Source organism: uncultured Megamonas sp., from assembly GCF_958438645.1.
Lineage (GTDB): Bacteria > Bacillota > Negativicutes > Selenomonadales > Selenomonadaceae > Megamonas.
The window spans coordinates 1-16,343 of record NZ_CAUBSM010000006.1; the positions used below are offsets into that span (position 1 = coordinate 1).

18 protein-coding genes and 1 pseudogene are annotated in these 16,343 nt (G+C 33.6%); 15 read left to right on the forward strand and 4 right to left on the reverse strand.

The window, feature by feature from the left end; genetic code table 11:
• Positions 1–63: 63 nt before the first annotated feature.
• The 7 genes and pseudogenes from argH to hydF form a co-directional block, all read left to right on the forward strand.
• Positions 64–1,143: pseudogene (gene argH / locus Q5I67_RS06120) on the forward strand (argininosuccinate lyase); the annotation flags it as partial.
• Positions 1,144–1,335: 192 nt separating this feature from the next.
• On the forward strand, positions 1,336–1,836 hold the full coding sequence (locus Q5I67_RS06125) for an NAD(P)H-dependent oxidoreductase subunit E (RefSeq protein WP_302486725.1): 501 nt from the start codon (positions 1,336–1,338) through the stop codon (positions 1,834–1,836).
• Positions 1,837–1,853: 17 nt separating this feature from the next.
• On the forward strand, positions 1,854–3,095 hold the full coding sequence (locus Q5I67_RS06130) for an NADH-quinone oxidoreductase subunit F (protein ID WP_296897404.1): 1,242 nt from the start codon (positions 1,854–1,856) through the stop codon (positions 3,093–3,095).
• A gap of 16 nt (positions 3,096–3,111) precedes the next feature.
• Positions 3,112–4,854, forward strand: coding sequence for an NADH-dependent [FeFe] hydrogenase, group A6 (locus tag Q5I67_RS06135; protein ID WP_296897402.1), 1,743 nt, complete (start codon positions 3,112–3,114; stop codon positions 4,852–4,854).
• A 41-nt stretch (positions 4,855–4,895) separates the two neighbouring features.
• Positions 4,896–5,969: a [FeFe] hydrogenase H-cluster radical SAM maturase HydE gene (hydE, locus tag Q5I67_RS06140; protein WP_296897400.1), complete on the forward strand. Its 1,074-nt coding sequence runs from the start codon at positions 4,896–4,898 to the stop codon at positions 5,967–5,969.
• 39 nt (positions 5,970–6,008) lie between these two features.
• Positions 6,009–7,427 carry a [FeFe] hydrogenase H-cluster radical SAM maturase HydG gene (gene hydG / locus Q5I67_RS06145; RefSeq protein WP_302486726.1) on the forward strand — a complete coding sequence of 473 codons (1,419 nt, stop codon included), beginning with the start codon at positions 6,009–6,011 and terminating at the stop codon, positions 7,425–7,427.
• A 20-nt stretch (positions 7,428–7,447) separates the two neighbouring features.
• Positions 7,448–8,641, forward strand: coding sequence for a [FeFe] hydrogenase H-cluster maturation GTPase HydF (hydF, locus tag Q5I67_RS06150; protein ID WP_302486727.1), 1,194 nt, complete (start codon positions 7,448–7,450; stop codon positions 8,639–8,641).
• A gap of 9 nt (positions 8,642–8,650) precedes the next feature.
• Here hydF and speD read toward each other — a convergent pair whose 3' ends face one another.
• On the reverse strand, positions 8,651–9,118 hold the full coding sequence (gene speD, locus Q5I67_RS06155; protein ID WP_008538945.1) for an adenosylmethionine decarboxylase: 468 nt from the start codon (positions 9,116–9,118) through the stop codon (positions 8,651–8,653).
• 125 nt (positions 9,119–9,243) lie between these two features.
• Between speD and Q5I67_RS06160 the strand changes: the two genes are divergently transcribed.
• From Q5I67_RS06160 to Q5I67_RS10425, 6 genes are all read left to right on the forward strand, one after another.
• Positions 9,244–9,873, forward strand: coding sequence for a hypothetical protein (locus Q5I67_RS06160; RefSeq protein ID WP_302486728.1), 630 nt, complete (start codon positions 9,244–9,246; stop codon positions 9,871–9,873).
• A gap of 1 nt (position 9,874) precedes the next feature.
• Positions 9,875–10,273 (forward strand): GNAT family N-acetyltransferase, encoded by a 399-nt coding sequence (locus tag Q5I67_RS06165; protein WP_302486729.1) that lies wholly within the window; start codon positions 9,875–9,877, stop codon positions 10,271–10,273.
• 75 nt (positions 10,274–10,348) lie between these two features.
• Positions 10,349–10,966, forward strand: a complete 618-nt coding sequence (locus Q5I67_RS06170) for a LysE family translocator (protein ID WP_008538948.1) — start codon at positions 10,349–10,351, stop codon at positions 10,964–10,966.
• A 101-nt stretch (positions 10,967–11,067) separates the two neighbouring features.
• Positions 11,068–11,229, forward strand: a complete 162-nt coding sequence (locus tag Q5I67_RS06175) for an antitoxin VbhA family protein (RefSeq protein WP_302486730.1) — start codon at positions 11,068–11,070, stop codon at positions 11,227–11,229.
• A 1-nt stretch (position 11,230) separates the two neighbouring features.
• Entirely contained in the window at positions 11,231–11,527 is a 297-nt protein-coding gene (locus tag Q5I67_RS10420; protein ID WP_366446947.1) for a hypothetical protein, read from the forward strand.
• A 12-nt stretch (positions 11,528–11,539) separates the two neighbouring features.
• On the forward strand, positions 11,540–11,782 hold the full coding sequence (locus Q5I67_RS10425) for a Fic family protein (RefSeq protein ID WP_366446949.1): 243 nt from the start codon (positions 11,540–11,542) through the stop codon (positions 11,780–11,782).
• A gap of 60 nt (positions 11,783–11,842) precedes the next feature.
• Here the strand turns inward: Q5I67_RS10425 and lysS are convergent, their stop codons facing one another.
• Both lysS and greA read right to left on the reverse strand, forming a co-directional pair.
• Entirely contained in the window at positions 11,843–13,333 is a 1,491-nt protein-coding gene (gene lysS / locus Q5I67_RS06185) for a lysine--tRNA ligase (RefSeq protein WP_296899615.1), read from the reverse strand.
• A gap of 17 nt (positions 13,334–13,350) precedes the next feature.
• A complete protein-coding gene (gene greA / locus Q5I67_RS06190; protein WP_008538956.1) occupies positions 13,351–13,827 on the reverse strand; it encodes a transcription elongation factor GreA in 477 nt (158 codons plus the stop codon).
• A gap of 237 nt (positions 13,828–14,064) precedes the next feature.
• Between greA and Q5I67_RS06195 the strand changes: the two genes are divergently transcribed.
• On the forward strand, positions 14,065–14,688 hold the full coding sequence (locus tag Q5I67_RS06195; RefSeq protein ID WP_302486731.1) for a hypothetical protein: 624 nt from the start codon (positions 14,065–14,067) through the stop codon (positions 14,686–14,688).
• On the opposite strand, the gene Q5I67_RS06200 is transcribed toward Q5I67_RS06195, so the two are convergent.
• Positions 14,670–15,605 (reverse strand): bifunctional riboflavin kinase/FAD synthetase, encoded by a 936-nt coding sequence (locus Q5I67_RS06200; protein WP_296898883.1) that lies wholly within the window; start codon positions 15,603–15,605, stop codon positions 14,670–14,672. The genes Q5I67_RS06195 and Q5I67_RS06200 overlap by 19 nt on opposite strands.
• A gap of 93 nt (positions 15,606–15,698) precedes the next feature.
• Between Q5I67_RS06200 and cobU the strand changes: the two genes are divergently transcribed.
• Positions 15,699–16,247: a bifunctional adenosylcobinamide kinase/adenosylcobinamide-phosphate guanylyltransferase gene (gene cobU, locus Q5I67_RS06205; protein WP_302486732.1), complete on the forward strand. Its 549-nt coding sequence runs from the start codon at positions 15,699–15,701 to the stop codon at positions 16,245–16,247.
• The last annotated feature ends 96 nt before the right edge of the window (positions 16,248–16,343 follow it).

Below are 16,343 nucleotides of genomic sequence, written 5' to 3' on the forward strand. Positions count from 1 at the left end.
GCTCGGAGATACTGTATTCGTTAGAATACTTGACCGAGAACCCCGCGACTTTAGTCGTGGGAGGTTCAGACTCATATGTATGTACGTCGCGAAACAGTTGAAGTCGCAAAATTAATCAAAGAATTACAAACTGCTTTGACTGAAACAGCTACAAAATACAAAGATGTAATCATGCCTGGTTATACTCACCTTCAACGTGCACAGCCTATTTTATTTTCTCATCATATGATGGCATATTTCTCTATGCTCAGCCGTGACTTCTCCCGTTTCAAAGGTGTTTATGAACGCTGTGATATTATGCCACTTGGTGCTGGTGCTCTTGCTGGTACAACTTTCCCTATTGATCGTGAATTTGTTGCTAAACAGCTTAATTTTGATGCTATTTATGCAAATAGCTTAGACGCTGTAAGTGATAGAGATTATATCATGGAATTTTTATCCGCAGCTTCTATTCTCATGGTTCATTTAAGCCGTATCAGTGAAGAAATCATCTTCTGGTGCTCTCGTGAATTCTCTTTCGTAGAATTAGACGACGCTCATTGCACTGGTTCTAGTATGATGCCACAGAAGAAAAATCCTGATGTATCCGAACTTGTTCGCGGTAAAACAGGTCGTGTAATTGGTCATTTGATGGCTATGCTCACAACTGTAAAAGGTTTACCTCTTGCTTATAATAAAGATTTACAAGAAGATAAAGAAGGTTTATTTGACGCTATTGATACTATCAAATTCAGCCTTGCTGTATATGCTCAATTAATCCGTGGCATGAAAGTTAGAAAAGATGTAATGCTTAAAGCTGTTCGTGAAGACTTCTCTAATGCTACTGACCTTGCTGATTATCTTGTAAAAAAAGGTATGCCATTTAGAAAAGCTCATAGTGTATCTGGTCATGCTGTTCATTACTGCATTGAAAATAACAAATGGCTTGAAGACTTAACTATGGACGAATTCAAACAGATGTCTGATTTATTTGAAGAAGATATCTATGAAGCTATTGCACCAGAAACTTGCGTTAAAAACCGCAATTCCTATGGTGGAACTTCTTATCAACAAGTAGATATGCAACTTGCTCTTGCTGATAAAATCTTATCTCAAGAACAAGCTCAATTAGATATCTACAAAGATAAACAAATTAAACTTTAATATCTTAAAATATAGAAAGCACGCAAATTCTATAGATTTGCGTGCTTTTTGTTTTACTTATTGTATAAAATCTTTATTGTAAAGTTTACACTTTTTATTATTCACTCTAAATCTAAATTATGTTAATATATTACTAACATAAATTTTATTTAGAAAATTAATATATATTATATATAAAGGTAGGTTGATGACATGATTGAGGATAGCACAAAATTTGAGCTAACAGATGAACTCAAAGAAAAAATTGATAATATCTTAAAAGCTCACGATTATGATTACACTCAAATTGTTGGTATTCTAGTAGAAGTTCAACAAAAGATTACTCAACATTATATTCCTAAAATTGTAGCTTACTACATTGTGGAAAAACTCCCAAATGTTAAACTTTCTGTAATCTATGATTGCATAACATTTTATGATACTTTATCTGATAAACCTCGTGGACGTTATCCAATTGAAGTATGTGATAGCATAGCTTGCAAAGTAAATAACAATGAATTTTTAATCAATACATTGCGTCGCCTTTTAAATATTGATTTTAATTCTGTAACTTATGATGGCAGATTTACTTTAGAAAAAGTATCTTGCTTCGGTGCTTGTGATGTCGCTCCAGCAGTAAAAATAAACGGTACAATATACGGTCATTTAGATAGCGAAGAAAAAATCAGAGATTTATTACAAAAATTCATCTAAGAAACGGAGGTATTTTCATGAGTAGTGTAAAATACATAACTGAAAATTTTGGTAAATATGATGTATTTTCCATTGAGTCATATATGAATATCGGTGGCTTTTCTGCTTTAAAAAAAGCTATTACTATGGACGGAGAAGAAATAGCCACTTTATTAAGTGAAGCAAAAATCAAAGGTCGTGGTGGTGCAGCTTATCCTATGGGACGCAAATGGTCTCAAGCTCGTGCTGTAGAACGTCCTCATCACTGCGTAATCTGTAATGCTGATGAAGGGGAAACTTGCACTTTTAAAGATCGTGAATTAATAAAAAATGATCCATTTAATTTAATTGAAGCCATCATCATTGCTGGTTGGGCAGTAAATGCAGAAGACGGCTATATTTATATGCGTTCCGAATACAGCAGATTTCGCCCTCGTCTTTTAAATGCTATCAAACAAGCTGAAGAAAATGGTTTCTTAGGTGAAAATATTTTAGGCACTGGTTGGAATTATAAAATCCATCTCTATTCTGGTGCTGGTGCATACGTTTGCGGTGAAGGTACTGCTCTTATTCGCTCTATGGAAGGTAAAGCTGGTCGTCCTCGTATGAAACCACCATTTATGAAACAAAGTGGTTTATTCGCTCGCCCTACTTGCATGAACAATGTAGAAAGTTTATCTATCGTACCTCATTTACTTCGCGACAGTGCCAAAACTTATATGAAATATGGTGTAGGTGAATCCTTAGGTACAAAACTTGTAAGCGTTGGCGGTAATGTTAATAAACCTGGTGTATATGAAATACCATTTGGCACTACAATTCGTGAAATCATCTATGATTTAGCAGGTGGCATCCAAGGCGATCGTAAAATTCGCCTAATTCAATTCGGTGGTGCTTCTGGAAAAATCTCCGATGATAGCATTTTAGATGTTCCTTATACTTATGAAGATTTTAAAGAACATGATTTAATCATTGGTTCTGGTTCTATTCTAGTAATTGATGAACGTACTTCTGTAATTGATTTTTTACGTTATACTCAAGATTTCTTCTTACATGAAAGTTGCGGTCAATGCACTCCATGTCGTGAAGGAAATCGCCATATCAAAATGTTCCTAGATAAAATCAAAGCCCAAACTCATACAAAAGAAGACTTAGAAACCATGAAAACTTTCGCTAAAGTTATGCCTATGTCTTCACTTTGTGGCTTAGGAGAAACAGCTCAAAACGCTTTAAAATCCGCTATGAAAATTTTCCCTGATACGTTTAAAATAAAAAACTAGGAGGAATTGGAAGTTAATGGAAGAGTTAATTAATCTTAAAATAAATAATATGCCTATAAGTGTAAAAAAAGGCACTAAAATTTTACAAGCAGCTCAAATGCTTCATATAGATATTCCCCATTTATGTTATCATCCTGATCAACGCATCAAAGCCCGTTGCCGTATCTGCTCTGTAGAAGTTGTCGGTCAACGTCGTTTACTTGCGGCTTGCTCTACTGAATGTTGGGAAGGCATGGAAGTATTCACTGATACAAAAGTTGTTCGTGATACTCAGCGTGGTATTTTGCAGTTGATCATGGCTGACCATGAAGAAAATTGTTTGACTTGTCCTCGTAATGGCAACTGTGTGCTTCAACAACTCTGTAGCCGTTTCAATGTACTTCGCCCAAACATTCCTCATGTTGGTCAACATATCGAAAAACGTGGCACAAATCCAAGTTTAGTACATGATCCAGAAAAATGTGTAAAATGCGGTCGCTGTATCCGTGCTTGTAAAGAAATCCAAGGTATTGAAGTATTAGGTTTTGCAGGACGCAGTACAAATATCCATGTAACTACACCATTTGATATTGAATTTGACAATACAAAATGTGTTCTCTGCGGTCAATGTAGCCTTGCTTGCCCTGTAGGAGCACTCGTTGAAAAAGACGATACTGATCGCGTTCTCGATGCTATCTTTGATCCTAATAAAACAGTTATTGTACAAACAGCACCAAGTGTACGCATAGCCTTAGGCGATGAATTTGGTATGCCAAAAGGATCTATCGTAACTAAAAAAATGGTTACAGCCCTTCGCATGATCGGCTTTGATAAAGTATTCGATACAAACTATGGTGCAGACCTCACAATCACTGAAGAAGCTAACGAATTAATCGAACGCATAAAATCTGGCAAAAAAATGCCAATGACAACTTCTTGCTGTCCTGGTTGGGTAAATTATATGGAAAAACATTATCCTGACCTATTAGACCATTTATCTACTACAAAATCCCCTATGCAGATTTTCTCCGCTATCGCAAAAACACATTATGCTAAACAAGAAAATCTTGATCCTAAAAATATATTCACTGTAGCCATCATGCCATGTATCGCTAAAAAATATGAAATCACTCGTCCAGAAATGGCTCATGATGGTCGTCCTGATACTGACGCAGTATTGACTACTCGCGAATTGATTAAACTCATAAAATACATCGGTATTGATTTTGAAAATCTACCTGAAAGTGAGTTTGATAATCCTATGGGTACTGCAACAGGAGCTGCTGCTATATTCGGCACTACTGGTGGTGTTATGGAAGCTGCACTTCGCACTACTTATGAATGGCTCACTGGTGAAGAAATGAAAAATGTAGAATACACACCTGTACGCGGTTTTGATGGCATCAAAGAAGCTCAAATCAATATCGGCGATAAAACCATCAATATTGCTGTAGCTCATACATTAAATAATGCCAAAGTGCTCATGGATAAATTGCGTGCTGGCGAATGTAAATATGATTTCATTGAAGTAATGGCTTGTCCTGGTGGTTGCTTGGGTGGCGGTGGTCAGCCAATAGGCACTACTATGGCAGTAAATAAAAAACGCATGGAATCCATCTATCAAATAGATAAAAATACCAAATATCGTAAATCTCATGAAAATCCTTATCTCAAACAACTTTATAAAGATTTTCTTGAAAAACCAGGTAGTGAAATCGCTCATAAATTATTGCATACTCATTACCATGCACGCAAAAAACAATTTGATTTTGAAAAATAATTTAAAAATAATTTAAAAATAATTTATTGAAATAATTCATCATGGATACTAAATTAAACTCATTACAAATCATTGATGATTTAGTCATCAAACCCCAATTTAATAAATCAAACATAAAAAAACTTCTTGATGAATTATCTCAAGAAGCCTATGCAGGGCCGCTTAGCAAATATCTATTTGCAGCGGCTCGCTTTGTTCGCGAAAAATCTTATGGACATAATGTCTTTTTACGCGGTCTTATCGAATTTACCAACTACTGCAAAAATGATTGCTACTATTGCGGTATTCGCTGTTCTAATCATAAAGCTACTCGCTATCGTCTATCTTTAGAAGAAATATTATTATCTTGTCAAATAGGCTATAAAAACAATCTTCGCACCTTTGTCCTACAAGGCGGTGAAGATATGTATTTCACTGACGATAAAATGACACATATCATTAAAGAGATAAAAAATAAATATCCTGATTGTGCTATCACTTTATCTATCGGTGAAAAAACAAGAGCAAGCTATCAAAAATATTTTGATGCTGGTGCAGATAGATATTTACTCCGCCATGAAACGGCAGATATCCATCATTATCATAAACTACACCCAGACCAAATGGATTTAAATAACCGCTTAAATTGCCTTAAAAATTTAAAATATATTGGCTATCAAGTAGGAGCTGGTATGATGATCGGCTCTCCATATCAAACTTTAGACAATTTATTAACTGACTTAGAATTTTTAAGCGATTTTCAACCTCATATGATAGGCATGGGACCATTTATTCCTCATGAGCAAACACCTTTTAAAGATGAAAGAGCCGGCAGTGTTCCTCTTACTCTAATCATCTTAGCTATAACTCGCTTATTGTTGCCAAAAGTCTTATTACCTGCAACAACTGCCCTTGCTACTTTAGCTCCCAATGGAACTATACAAGGATTAGAAGCTGGTGCTAATGTCATCATGCCCAATATTTCACCTTTAAATATTCGTTCACTCTATACTTTATACAATAACAAAAAAATAACAGGTGGCGAATCCTTAGAAGGAATTCTTAAACTAACACAATTATTGCAAGAACATGGCTATCATGTAACCTCTACTAGAGGTGATAGCTTAATGTCTTAATATAAATTTCTAATAAAAAATAGAAAGAAGTTGATATTTTTGTATAATCCAAAGTCTAGTAAAGCAGAAGAATTCATCAATCATGAAGAAATTTTGTCTACACTTGCTTATGCTGATGAACATAAACATGATAAAGCCTTAATCTCTGAAATCATAGCTAAAGCCAAACTTGAAAAAGGTCTTTCTCATCGTGAAGCTTCTGTGCTTTTAGCTTGCGATATTCCTGAACTCAATGAAGAAATTTTCGCTCTAGCCAAAAAAATTAAAGATGATTTTTATGGCGATAGAATTGTTCTATTTGCTCCGCTTTATCTTTCTAATTACTGTGTTAATGGCTGTGTTTACTGCCCTTATCATGCCAAAAATAAACATATAGCTAGAAAAAAATTAACCCAAGAAGATATCAAACGCGAAGTCATTGCCCTTCAAGATATGGGACACAAACGCCTCGCTTTAGAAACAGGTGAAGATCCAGTAAATAATCCTATTGAATATGTACTTGAAAGCATCAAAACAATCTATAGCATAAAACATAAAAATGGTGCTATCCGTCGTGTCAATGTCAATATCGCTGCTACAACTGTTGAAAATTATCGCAAATTAAAAGAAGCAGGTATCGGCACTTATATTTTATTCCAAGAAACTTACCATAAAGAAAGCTATGAACAACTTCACCCAACAGGGCCAAAACACAATTATGCTTACCATACAGAAGCTATGGATAGAGCTATGGAAGGTGGCATTGATGATGTTGGTTGTGGCGTATTATTCGGCTTAGAAAAATATCGCTATGAATTTGCCGGTCTACTCATGCATGCAGAACACCTCGAAGCTCGCTTTGGCGTAGGCCCTCATACTATTAGTGTTCCTCGTATTCGCCGTGCCGATGATATCGATCCATCTACTTTTGATAATGGTATTGATGATGATACTTTCGCCAAAATCGTAGCTTGTATCCGTGTAGCTGTTCCTTATACTGGCATGATCGTCTCCACTCGTGAAAGTCAAGCTTGCCGTGAAAAAGTATTGCAACTTGGCATCTCTCAAATCAGTGGTGGTTCTCGCACTAGTGTCGGTGGTTATGCCGAAAAAGAAGCTCCTGAAGATAATTCTAGTCAATTTGATGTCAGCGATAATCGCTCCTTAGATGAAGTCGTAAATTGGCTCATGAAATCTGGTTTTGTTCCTAGCTTCTGTACAGCTTGCTATCGTGAAGGTAGAACAGGTGATAGATTTATGAGTTTATGTAAGAGTGGTCAAATTTCTAATTGTTGTTTGCCTAACGCTTTAATGACACTTAAAGAATATCTTTGCGATTATGCTAGTGAAGATACAAAACAAGTAGGCGATAAATTAATTCATGAACAATTATCCCAAATAAAAAGCGATAAAGTTCGTGATATCGTAACTAAACAACTTAAATTAATCGCTGAAGGTCAACGCGATTTTAGATTTTAATAGAAAATAAGGTGTATATTATGGATTTAAATCAAACTCCACTTGCCAATCGCACCCATATTGCCTTTTTTGGTATTCGTAATGCCGGTAAATCCAGCATTATGAATGCCTTAACCAATCAAAATATCGCTGTAGTTTCTCCAGTCAAAGGAACAACAACAGACCCAGTGCATAAAGCTATGGAACTTTTACCACTTGGCCCTGTAAATATCATTGATACAGCTGGTCTTGACGATATTGGCGAACTTGGCAAATTACGTATAGAAAAAACTAAACAAATTTTAAATAAAACTGATATCGCTATTTTAGTCATTGATGCTACTTTAGATTTTACCGATTTTGACAAAGATATTTTAAAATTAATCACTGACAAAAATATTCCCTATATCGTAGCTTATAATAAAGTCGATTTAATACCTGATTTTAAACCTAAAAATAAAGATATTAAACAATATGTATATATCAGTGCCAAAGAAAAAACAGGCATTGAAGAGCTAAAATCTAAACTCACTCAATTGACTAAAAACACACAGGAAAAATTCATCTTAAAAGATATCGTAAATCCCAAAGATACGGTAATTTTAGTAATTCCTATTGATAAAGCTGCACCTAAAGGACGACTCATCTTGCCACAACAGCAAGTAATCCGCGAATTGCTTGATATTGGTGCTACTGCTATCATGACTCAAGATGATAATTTAGAAAATACTTTAGCCAATCTAAAAACTAAACCAAAACTCGTCATCACAGATAGTCAGGCTTTCGGCAAAGTAAATAAAATCGTTCCGCAAGATATAGAATTAACTTCTTTTTCAATTCTCTTTTCTCGCTATAAAGGAGATTTAAAACGACAAGTAAATGCTGTTAAAATCTTAGACACAATCAAAGATAATGATAAAATTTTAATCGCTGAAGGTTGTACACATCACCGCCAATGCGATGATATCGGCACTGTGAAATTACCTAATTGGATAAAAAATTACACAAAAGCTAACCCAGAATTTTTCTTTACCTCTGGCACAGAATTTCCTGATGATTTATCTAGATATAAATTAATCATTCACTGTGGTGGCTGTATGCTCAATCAAGCGGAAATGCAATCAAGATTAAAAAAAGCTCATGAGCAAAATATACCCATGAGCAATTACGGTACTACTATTGCCTACATTCACGGCATTTTAAATAGAACCTTACATGTATTTTCTGATTTTTAATTTCATAAATTATAATTTTATTCTGCGTGCTACAGTTTTAATAACTTTAGCACCTTTATTTTTTATACTGCGAAGTGGTCTAAGTGGTGCAATACGAATTTTTATACGTGGTTTAACATCTTTGACCGTACCAAAATCGCCACGTTTTAAATAAGTCATTCTTATTTTTTCTGGCTTCATTAATTTTTTCAAAGCCTTAATTGCTTTTTCAGGTTTACCATCTTCTTGGCAAATAAATACATCGCTAGCAACATATTTTAATTTTGGATACGTACGCACTACTGCATGACCTTCTTGAAGTAAAATAAATACAATAGCTTGTTCTTCATTCCATAGTTGAGCACGAACTTCTATCGGTGTATATCCAGCCATATTCATCGCCATGTCCAAGGACTCACGCAAATCTTCATAATTACTTAAATCTTTATTTTTACAATCGTACATATCTACAGTTAATTGTCTGGCCAAAATCTTCACATCGCTTCTCTCCCTGCCTTAAAATTTACTAATATTATATCATAGCTATAAAAATTATTATATATATCAATCGATTAATAATATATAATAATTATAGAATATATTAGCTTTAAGGAGTGATTTTTATGTTAAAAAAAGTTATGACTTTAATATGCTTTTGCTGTTATCTTTGCTTTATGCAAATAGGTTTTGCTCAAGACATTATCAAACAAGAAACACCCCAAAAACAGACATTGAAAGTAGCTATTTTACCTACGCTTTCCAGTAGCCAACGCTATCCAGATGTCAATCAATTACTCTATAACAATTTAACCCAAGAAATGCATGTTCCTCTAAATGATACCTTACAAGCAGTTGAATATATTGATGAAAACAGTATTTATGCTGCGATAAAACAATCCAACTTTACTTATAATCAAAATCTTGATACACTAAAAGATACATCTGATTTATTAGATGCTGATGTCGTAGTTGGCTATACTATCCCTACTATGTATCAACATTATTATCATTCCATCTCTCGTTTAGATGGTTCTCCGCTTTTAAATAGTTATATATCAGTAAATCTTTGGGTATATTATCGCCCATTGAATAAAACATTTAAAATCTCTGATAGACGTCAATATTTTGATGAAATCTCTACATGGGGAATGTTAACTGAACTTGCTAAAGATGCTTCATCAAATCTCAATAAAAAAGCTGAACTAAAATCGCTATTAAAACAATCAATAAAAATAAAGAAAGGTGAATTATAATATGAATATCACTTACTCTCAAGAAAAAAATTTCGATGCTAAAACTCTTTTAGATTTCTTCACAGTATCTGGTAATCCTGATGCTAAATATGAAGAAACATTAGTTGAAGCTATCAACAATGCAGGCACTGTAGTTTCTGCATGGGATAAAGATACAAATGAACTTGCTGCACTTATCACTGTAGTTGATGATGGCAAAATGACAGCTTATATTCGCTATCTCGTTGTTGCGCCAAACTATCGTGGTAAAGGCATCAATGATGAATTAATTGCTCAAATAAAAGCTAAATACGAAAATTATCCTTATCTTTTTGCTTTTGCTCCAGATGATTTCCATGCTTCCTTCTTCTCCAAATTAGGATTTAATGTATTAGATGGTGCCAAAGTATTAGCTCGTTAATTTATAATACTAATACAAAACCGCATTTATTAACTTAAGTGCGGTTTTATTTTATACATATCGAGGTGTTTATCTATGGAATTAACTACTCTTTTATATTTTTTGATAGCTTCTGTGCTACTGACTTTAGCACCTGGCCCAGATATCATGTATTTACTTGCTAAAAGTCTAGCTGATGGCACTAAAGCAGGTATTAGCTTAGCTCTAGGCTTAACGACTGGTCTTATCTTTCATACAACGCTTGTAATCATCGGCGTTGCTGCTATCATTCAACAATCACCACTTGCCTTTGCCACCTTAAAATATATCGGTGCTGCTTATTTATTATATCTTGCTTGGGGAGCATTCCATGCTCAAGGCAATTTAAAATTAAACGCTGTAAATAATAGTACTTCCTTTTTTAAATTATATCGTCGTGGGCTCATCATGAATGTTTTAAATCCTAAAGTATTATTATTTTTCTTAGCCTTCTTACCTCAATTTGTCAATTTAAATTCTGATAGTGTGAGCCTTCAAATTGCATTTTTAGGATTTATCTTTGGCTTACAAACACTTATAATATTTTCCCTAGTCGCTATCTGTGCTGGCAAAGTTCGTGACTATATTTTAAACGTAAAAAACTTCAACAAAATAATGGGCTATATTCAAGGTATTGTATTACTCTTTATCAGCTTAGCCCTAATCATAAGTTAATTTTAAAAAGCTCTTATAAATATTTATAAGAGCTTTTAATATCTAATATGCTATAATATCAATATAAAATAAGTTCTAAAATACTGAAAGGAATACCTAAAATGATTAATAAAGAACTTGCTGAAAATGTTGCTTCTGCTATAAAAAGTTGTGAATTAGAAGGTTTTATTTATACTAAAGATGAACAAAAAATCTTTGCTAAAATTGCTTCAGGAGAAATTTCTACATCAGAAGCTAGAGAGCTTTTTAAAAGGATGTTTTAATTTGGACGAATATGTATTACAAAATAAATTTGGCATAAAAGATGAACTTACATTAAACAAAGAAGAACGTCGATATACTGCTATTAGAATTATTGAATTACGAGAAAAAACTTTTCATATTTTTTCTTTTAATACTTTAAAATATATGCATAAATATATTTTTCAAGATATCTACAAATGGGCTGGTACCACAAGAAATGTAAATATTTCTAAAGGAAAAGCCTTTTTTTGTCCAGTTGAAAATATTAATTCTTATGCAAATGATATATTCCAAAAATTAAAAACTAATAATTATTAAAAAAAACTATCAATAGATGAATTTTGCCAAAAAGCCGCTGATTTATTTGGTGATATAAATGCTTTACATCCATTTCGTGAAGGTAATGGTAGAACACAAAGAGAATTTTTTTATCATTTAGCCAAAAATGCCAAATACAAACTTGATTTAAACCAAATAAATAAAAATGAATATATGATAGCTTCTATCGAATCTATGTTAGTAAATAATAATAAAATAGAAAAATTAATGAAATCTATTATAAAACCTTTATAATAAAAAGACAGAACAAAAAACTTAAATGTTTCATGTTCTGCCTTTTTTTATATCTTATAATTAATTTTCAATTGGTTTCATTGTTGGGAATAAAAGTACATCACGAATAGAAGAGCTGTCTGTTAAGAACATTACTAAACGGTCAATACCGATACCAAGACCACATGTTGGTGGAAGACCATATTCAAGAGCTGTGATATAGTCATGGTCCATCATATGAGCTTCATCATCACCATCTTCACGAGCTTTTTGCTGATCGATAAAGCGTTGTTCCTGATCGATTGGATCATTAAGCTCGGAGAATGCATTTCCAAGTTCACGACCATAAACGAACATTTCAAAACGGTCAGTGAATGCAGGATTTTCTTTATTGCGTTTTGCAAGTGGAGAAACTTCTGTTGGATATTGAGTTACAATTGTAGGCTGAATTAATGTAGATTCAACTTTTTCGTCAAATACTTCATATAAAACTTCGCCAATAGAATGTTTACCTTCACAAGGAACTTCTAATTCATTTGCCATTGCTTTAGCTTCTTCTAAAGTCTGAGCTTTGCTGAAGTCTTTACCTGTTTTTTCTAAAACGATATCGTTCATTGTAACACGGCGGAAACTGTTTAAATCAATTTCTGTACCTTCATAAGTAATTTTAGTAGTGCCACAAGCATCTATAGCAGCCTGTCTAATAATACCTTCTGCTAAATCTATTAATTCATTGAAATCCGCATATGCCTGATATACTTCAATGGATGTAAATTCTGGATTATGTCTTACGTCGATACCTTCATTACGGAAAACACGACCGATTTCATAAACACGTTCAAAACCGCCAACTACAAGACGTTTTAAATATAATTCTGTAGCGATACGAAGATACATATCAATATCAAGTGCATTATGATGAGTGATGAATGGACGAGCATTTGCACCACCAGCGATTGGACTTAATACAGGTGTTTCAACTTCTAAGAAATTACGACTATCTAAGTAATTACGAATAGATCTAATAATTTTTGTACGTGTGATGAAAGTCTGACGTACATCTGGATTTACGATTAAATCTAAGTAACGTTGACGATAACGAGTTTCTACGTCTTTTAAGCCATGGAATTTTTCTGGCAATGGACGAAGAGATTTCGCCAAAATAGAGAAATCAGATACTTTAATAGTGATTTCGCCACGATGAGTTTTAAATAAAGTACCTTCTACACCGATGATATCGCCGATATCTAATAATTTAAATTCACCATATTTTTCTTCGCCGAGATTATCAAGACGGAAATATGCTTGAATTTTTCCACTAAGATCAGAAACAACAGTAAAGCTAGCTTTACCATGACCACGAACAGCCATCAAACGACCAGCTACACGCACTACAGTTTCTTCTCCCAAAGTTTCAAATTGGTCTAAAAGTTCTTGAGCATGATGAGTTACATCATATTTACGACCAAAAGGTTCAATCCCTTTATCTATAAAAGCCTGCATTTTGTCGCGACGCACTTGCATGAGCTCATTAATATCTTGTTGTTTTTCTTCTATATGCTGTTTTGCCAACGAAAGTCCTCCTCTTCTTATTTTTTAATTTCTACAATTTTATATTCTAAAGTACCAGCTGGAACTTTTACTTGAACTACTGTTCCTACTGTTTTACCTAAAATAGCCATACCTACAGGAGATTCATTGGAGATTTTTCCTTCTGTAGTATCTGCTTCTGTAGAACCTACGATTGTATATGTTTCATCTTCATCATATTCCATATCTTTGATTACTACAGTATTACCAAGATGTACTACATCTTTATTGCTATCATCAGCTTTGATGATTTCACTATTTCTAATCTGGCTTTCTAAAGTGAGAATTTCACCTTCAATGAAAGCCTGTTCATTTTTAGCATCATCATATTCAGAGTTTTCGCTAAGGTCGCCTAGTGCGATAGCTGCTTTCAAACGGTCAGCAACTTCTAAACGACGGACACTTTTTAAATATTCAAGTTTTTCTTCTAGCTTTTTCAAGCCTTCTTCGGTCAAAACTACTCGCTTATCTGCCATTTTAATGCTTCCTTTCAGTTATACAATTCAATTATACAAAATCGTACAATAGTTAAAAATAATAGAAGAAGTGCCAAGCTAACGCCTGACACTACCTTTTTGCAATCAGCAAATATTATATAGGTTTTAAGGTGTTTTGTCAATTTTTGACAGTCGTTTTTGAGACATTTATACTATACATAACACAGAAAATTTTTTCTTTTTTCTGTAAAAATTTAAACGAAAAGGGGTTTTAATATGCGACTTTATTTAATTATTCTTTGTCTTTGTTTCAGTATCCTTTCCATGGGTATGACTTTTGCTCCTACAAAAAATAATCTGCATTATAATCATTTAGCTCTAGGCGACAGTTATGACGATATGATATCTCAATTTGGTACACCACGCTATGATGAAAAAGACTACCTTTGGAGGCAAAAAATCACATATTATGTTTATAAAAATAATAATAAAATCGGTATAAATGACGATACAAAACAAATCGTTGATATGATCATTGTCGATGATACTTACAATCACAATGATAAATTAAAAACTGGAATGACTGCTTATAAAATAGAACAAGTATTTGGCAAAGCCGATAGACAATTATTCGAAGGCAATACATGCTATATTTATAAAAATGAAGCTAATGAAAAAATCATCATCCAAGTCGAACCTACAGACAAATATCTAGAAAGCTTCCGCATAACTAATTTACCGATTGAATTGCCTATAGATACTACAGAATATCTACCTGATGATGCCACTGACGAAACTGAAAATCCTTTAATGGCAGATAAAGAGATAGATACTTCTGCTGTCACTACTCCTGCCAAAGATAAATTCCAAATAAGTTATAACTATTCCTTTACAAAATAATCTTTTGTTTGTTTTACATCTTTTTTCATTTGATTCAATAGTGCATCAACAGAAGTAAATTTGATTTCTCGACGCAACATTTTTAAAAAATCTACACGAATGATTTTACCATAGATATCTCGTCTAAAATCAAAAATATTCACTTCCACACGGCGACTTATATCTTCAAATGTTGGATTTGTACCTACACTAGCTACTGCTTGATATTTTTCGCCTTCCACATAAGCCTCTACGACGTAAACTCCATTTGGTACCATAGCACGTTCTGCTTTTATCGCTAAATTAGCTGTAGGGAAGCCCAATAAACGACCACGCTTTTTACCATGAATTACTTCTTCATCTATGCTAAAAGGTTTACCTAACATTTTATTAGCACAATCTAAGTCACCTTCTAATAAGGCTTTGCGAATAGCCGTACTGCTCACCATATTATTACGACAATAAATAAAATGTTGCATATATGCTTTAAAGCCATATTTCTTGCCAAGTTCTTTTAATAATTCTGGTGTTCCCAATCCTTTTACACCAAAACTATAATTAGGACCTGTAACTAAAAATTTAGGTGATAAATAATCTTTTAACATTTTTACAAAAGCTTCCGGTTCCATCTGACAAAGTTCTGGCGTAAATTCTACATTAAATAGAATATCTACACCTAAAGCTTCAATATCTCTAATTTTGGCTAAAGTATCATTGATGATGAGTGGTCTATGAGTTGGTGCAATCACAGATAATGGGTGATTACTAAATGTAAATACCGCACTTACTCCTTGATGTTCTTTAGCCAATTTAACAGCCTGCATGATAACATTTTGATGACCTATATGAATACCATCAAATGTACCTAAGGCGACTGCCAAATTTTTACCTTGCAAATTCAAATTCTTTATATCCACAAGCGAGGAAAAAACTTGCATACAATTCTACCTCTTTACTACTTAAAATTTATATATATTTTAGGATAACATACTTCATCTAAAAAATAAATCTATACGCAAAGGAGCCTTATTATGGGCAAAATAATTCTAATAACTGGCGGTGCTCGCTGTGGCAAAAGTAGCTTTGCCGAAGACTATGTAACGACTCATGGCAAAGACATTGCCTATATCGCTACTTCACAAATTTATGATGATGAAATGGCTTATCGCGTGAAACTACATCAACAACGCCGTCCTAGTTCATGGCAAACTTTTGAAGCTCCATTTGACGCAGACACTGCTATCAATGAAGCTTTTTGTCATCATGATATAATCTTATTCGATTGCTTGACACTTTACTTAAGCAATTATCTCTGTAGTGAACAAACCCAAACATATACCATGGAACAATTATCTGCTGGAGCTAAAGACATGATGTCAGCTCTAATTGAAGCAGTACAAGCACAAAATACAGATAAAACATGTGTATTTGTAACTAATGAAGTCGGTTCTGGCATAGTTCCAGAAAATGCTCTTGCTAGAAAATATCGCGATTTAGCTGGGCTTTGTAATCAACAGATTGCCCAAGCTTCCGATGAAGTCTATCTCGTTGTTTCTGGCATTCCTGTAAAAATAAAATAATTTTTATATTTATATTTAACATTTTTTCGTCTATTATATAAATTATTCGCATTCGTTCGTTTCTTTTGAATTAAATTCCATAAAATTCTTAGGAAA

Excerpts from the sequence above, each read along its gene's own strand:
- Q5I67_RS06125 (WP_302486725.1), top strand. The coding sequence starts at position 1,336 with ATGATTGAGGATAGCACAAAATTTGAGCTAACAGATGAACTCAAAGAA.
- Q5I67_RS06130 (WP_296897404.1), top strand. The coding sequence starts at position 1,854 with ATGAGTAGTGTAAAATACATAACTGAAAATTTTGGTAAATATGATGTA.
- Q5I67_RS06135 (WP_296897402.1), top strand. The coding sequence starts at position 3,112 with ATGGAAGAGTTAATTAATCTTAAAATAAATAATATGCCTATAAGTGTA.
- hydE (WP_296897400.1), top strand. The coding sequence starts at position 4,896 with ATGGATACTAAATTAAACTCATTACAAATCATTGATGATTTAGTCATC.
- hydF (WP_302486727.1), top strand. The coding sequence starts at position 7,448 with ATGGATTTAAATCAAACTCCACTTGCCAATCGCACCCATATTGCCTTT.
- Q5I67_RS06160 (WP_302486728.1), top strand. The coding sequence starts at position 9,244 with ATGTTAAAAAAAGTTATGACTTTAATATGCTTTTGCTGTTATCTTTGC.
- Q5I67_RS06165 (WP_302486729.1), top strand. The coding sequence starts at position 9,875 with ATGAATATCACTTACTCTCAAGAAAAAAATTTCGATGCTAAAACTCTT.
- Q5I67_RS06170 (WP_008538948.1), top strand. The coding sequence starts at position 10,349 with ATGGAATTAACTACTCTTTTATATTTTTTGATAGCTTCTGTGCTACTG.
- Q5I67_RS06175 (WP_302486730.1), top strand. The coding sequence starts at position 11,068 with ATGATTAATAAAGAACTTGCTGAAAATGTTGCTTCTGCTATAAAAAGT.
- greA (WP_008538956.1), bottom strand. The coding sequence starts at position 13,827 with ATGGCAGATAAGCGAGTAGTTTTGACCGAAGAAGGCTTGAAAAAGCTA.
- Q5I67_RS06195 (WP_302486731.1), top strand. The coding sequence starts at position 14,065 with ATGCGACTTTATTTAATTATTCTTTGTCTTTGTTTCAGTATCCTTTCC.
- Q5I67_RS06200 (WP_296898883.1), bottom strand. The coding sequence starts at position 15,605 with ATGCAAGTTTTTTCCTCGCTTGTGGATATAAAGAATTTGAATTTGCAA.
- cobU (WP_302486732.1), top strand. The coding sequence starts at position 15,699 with ATGGGCAAAATAATTCTAATAACTGGCGGTGCTCGCTGTGGCAAAAGT.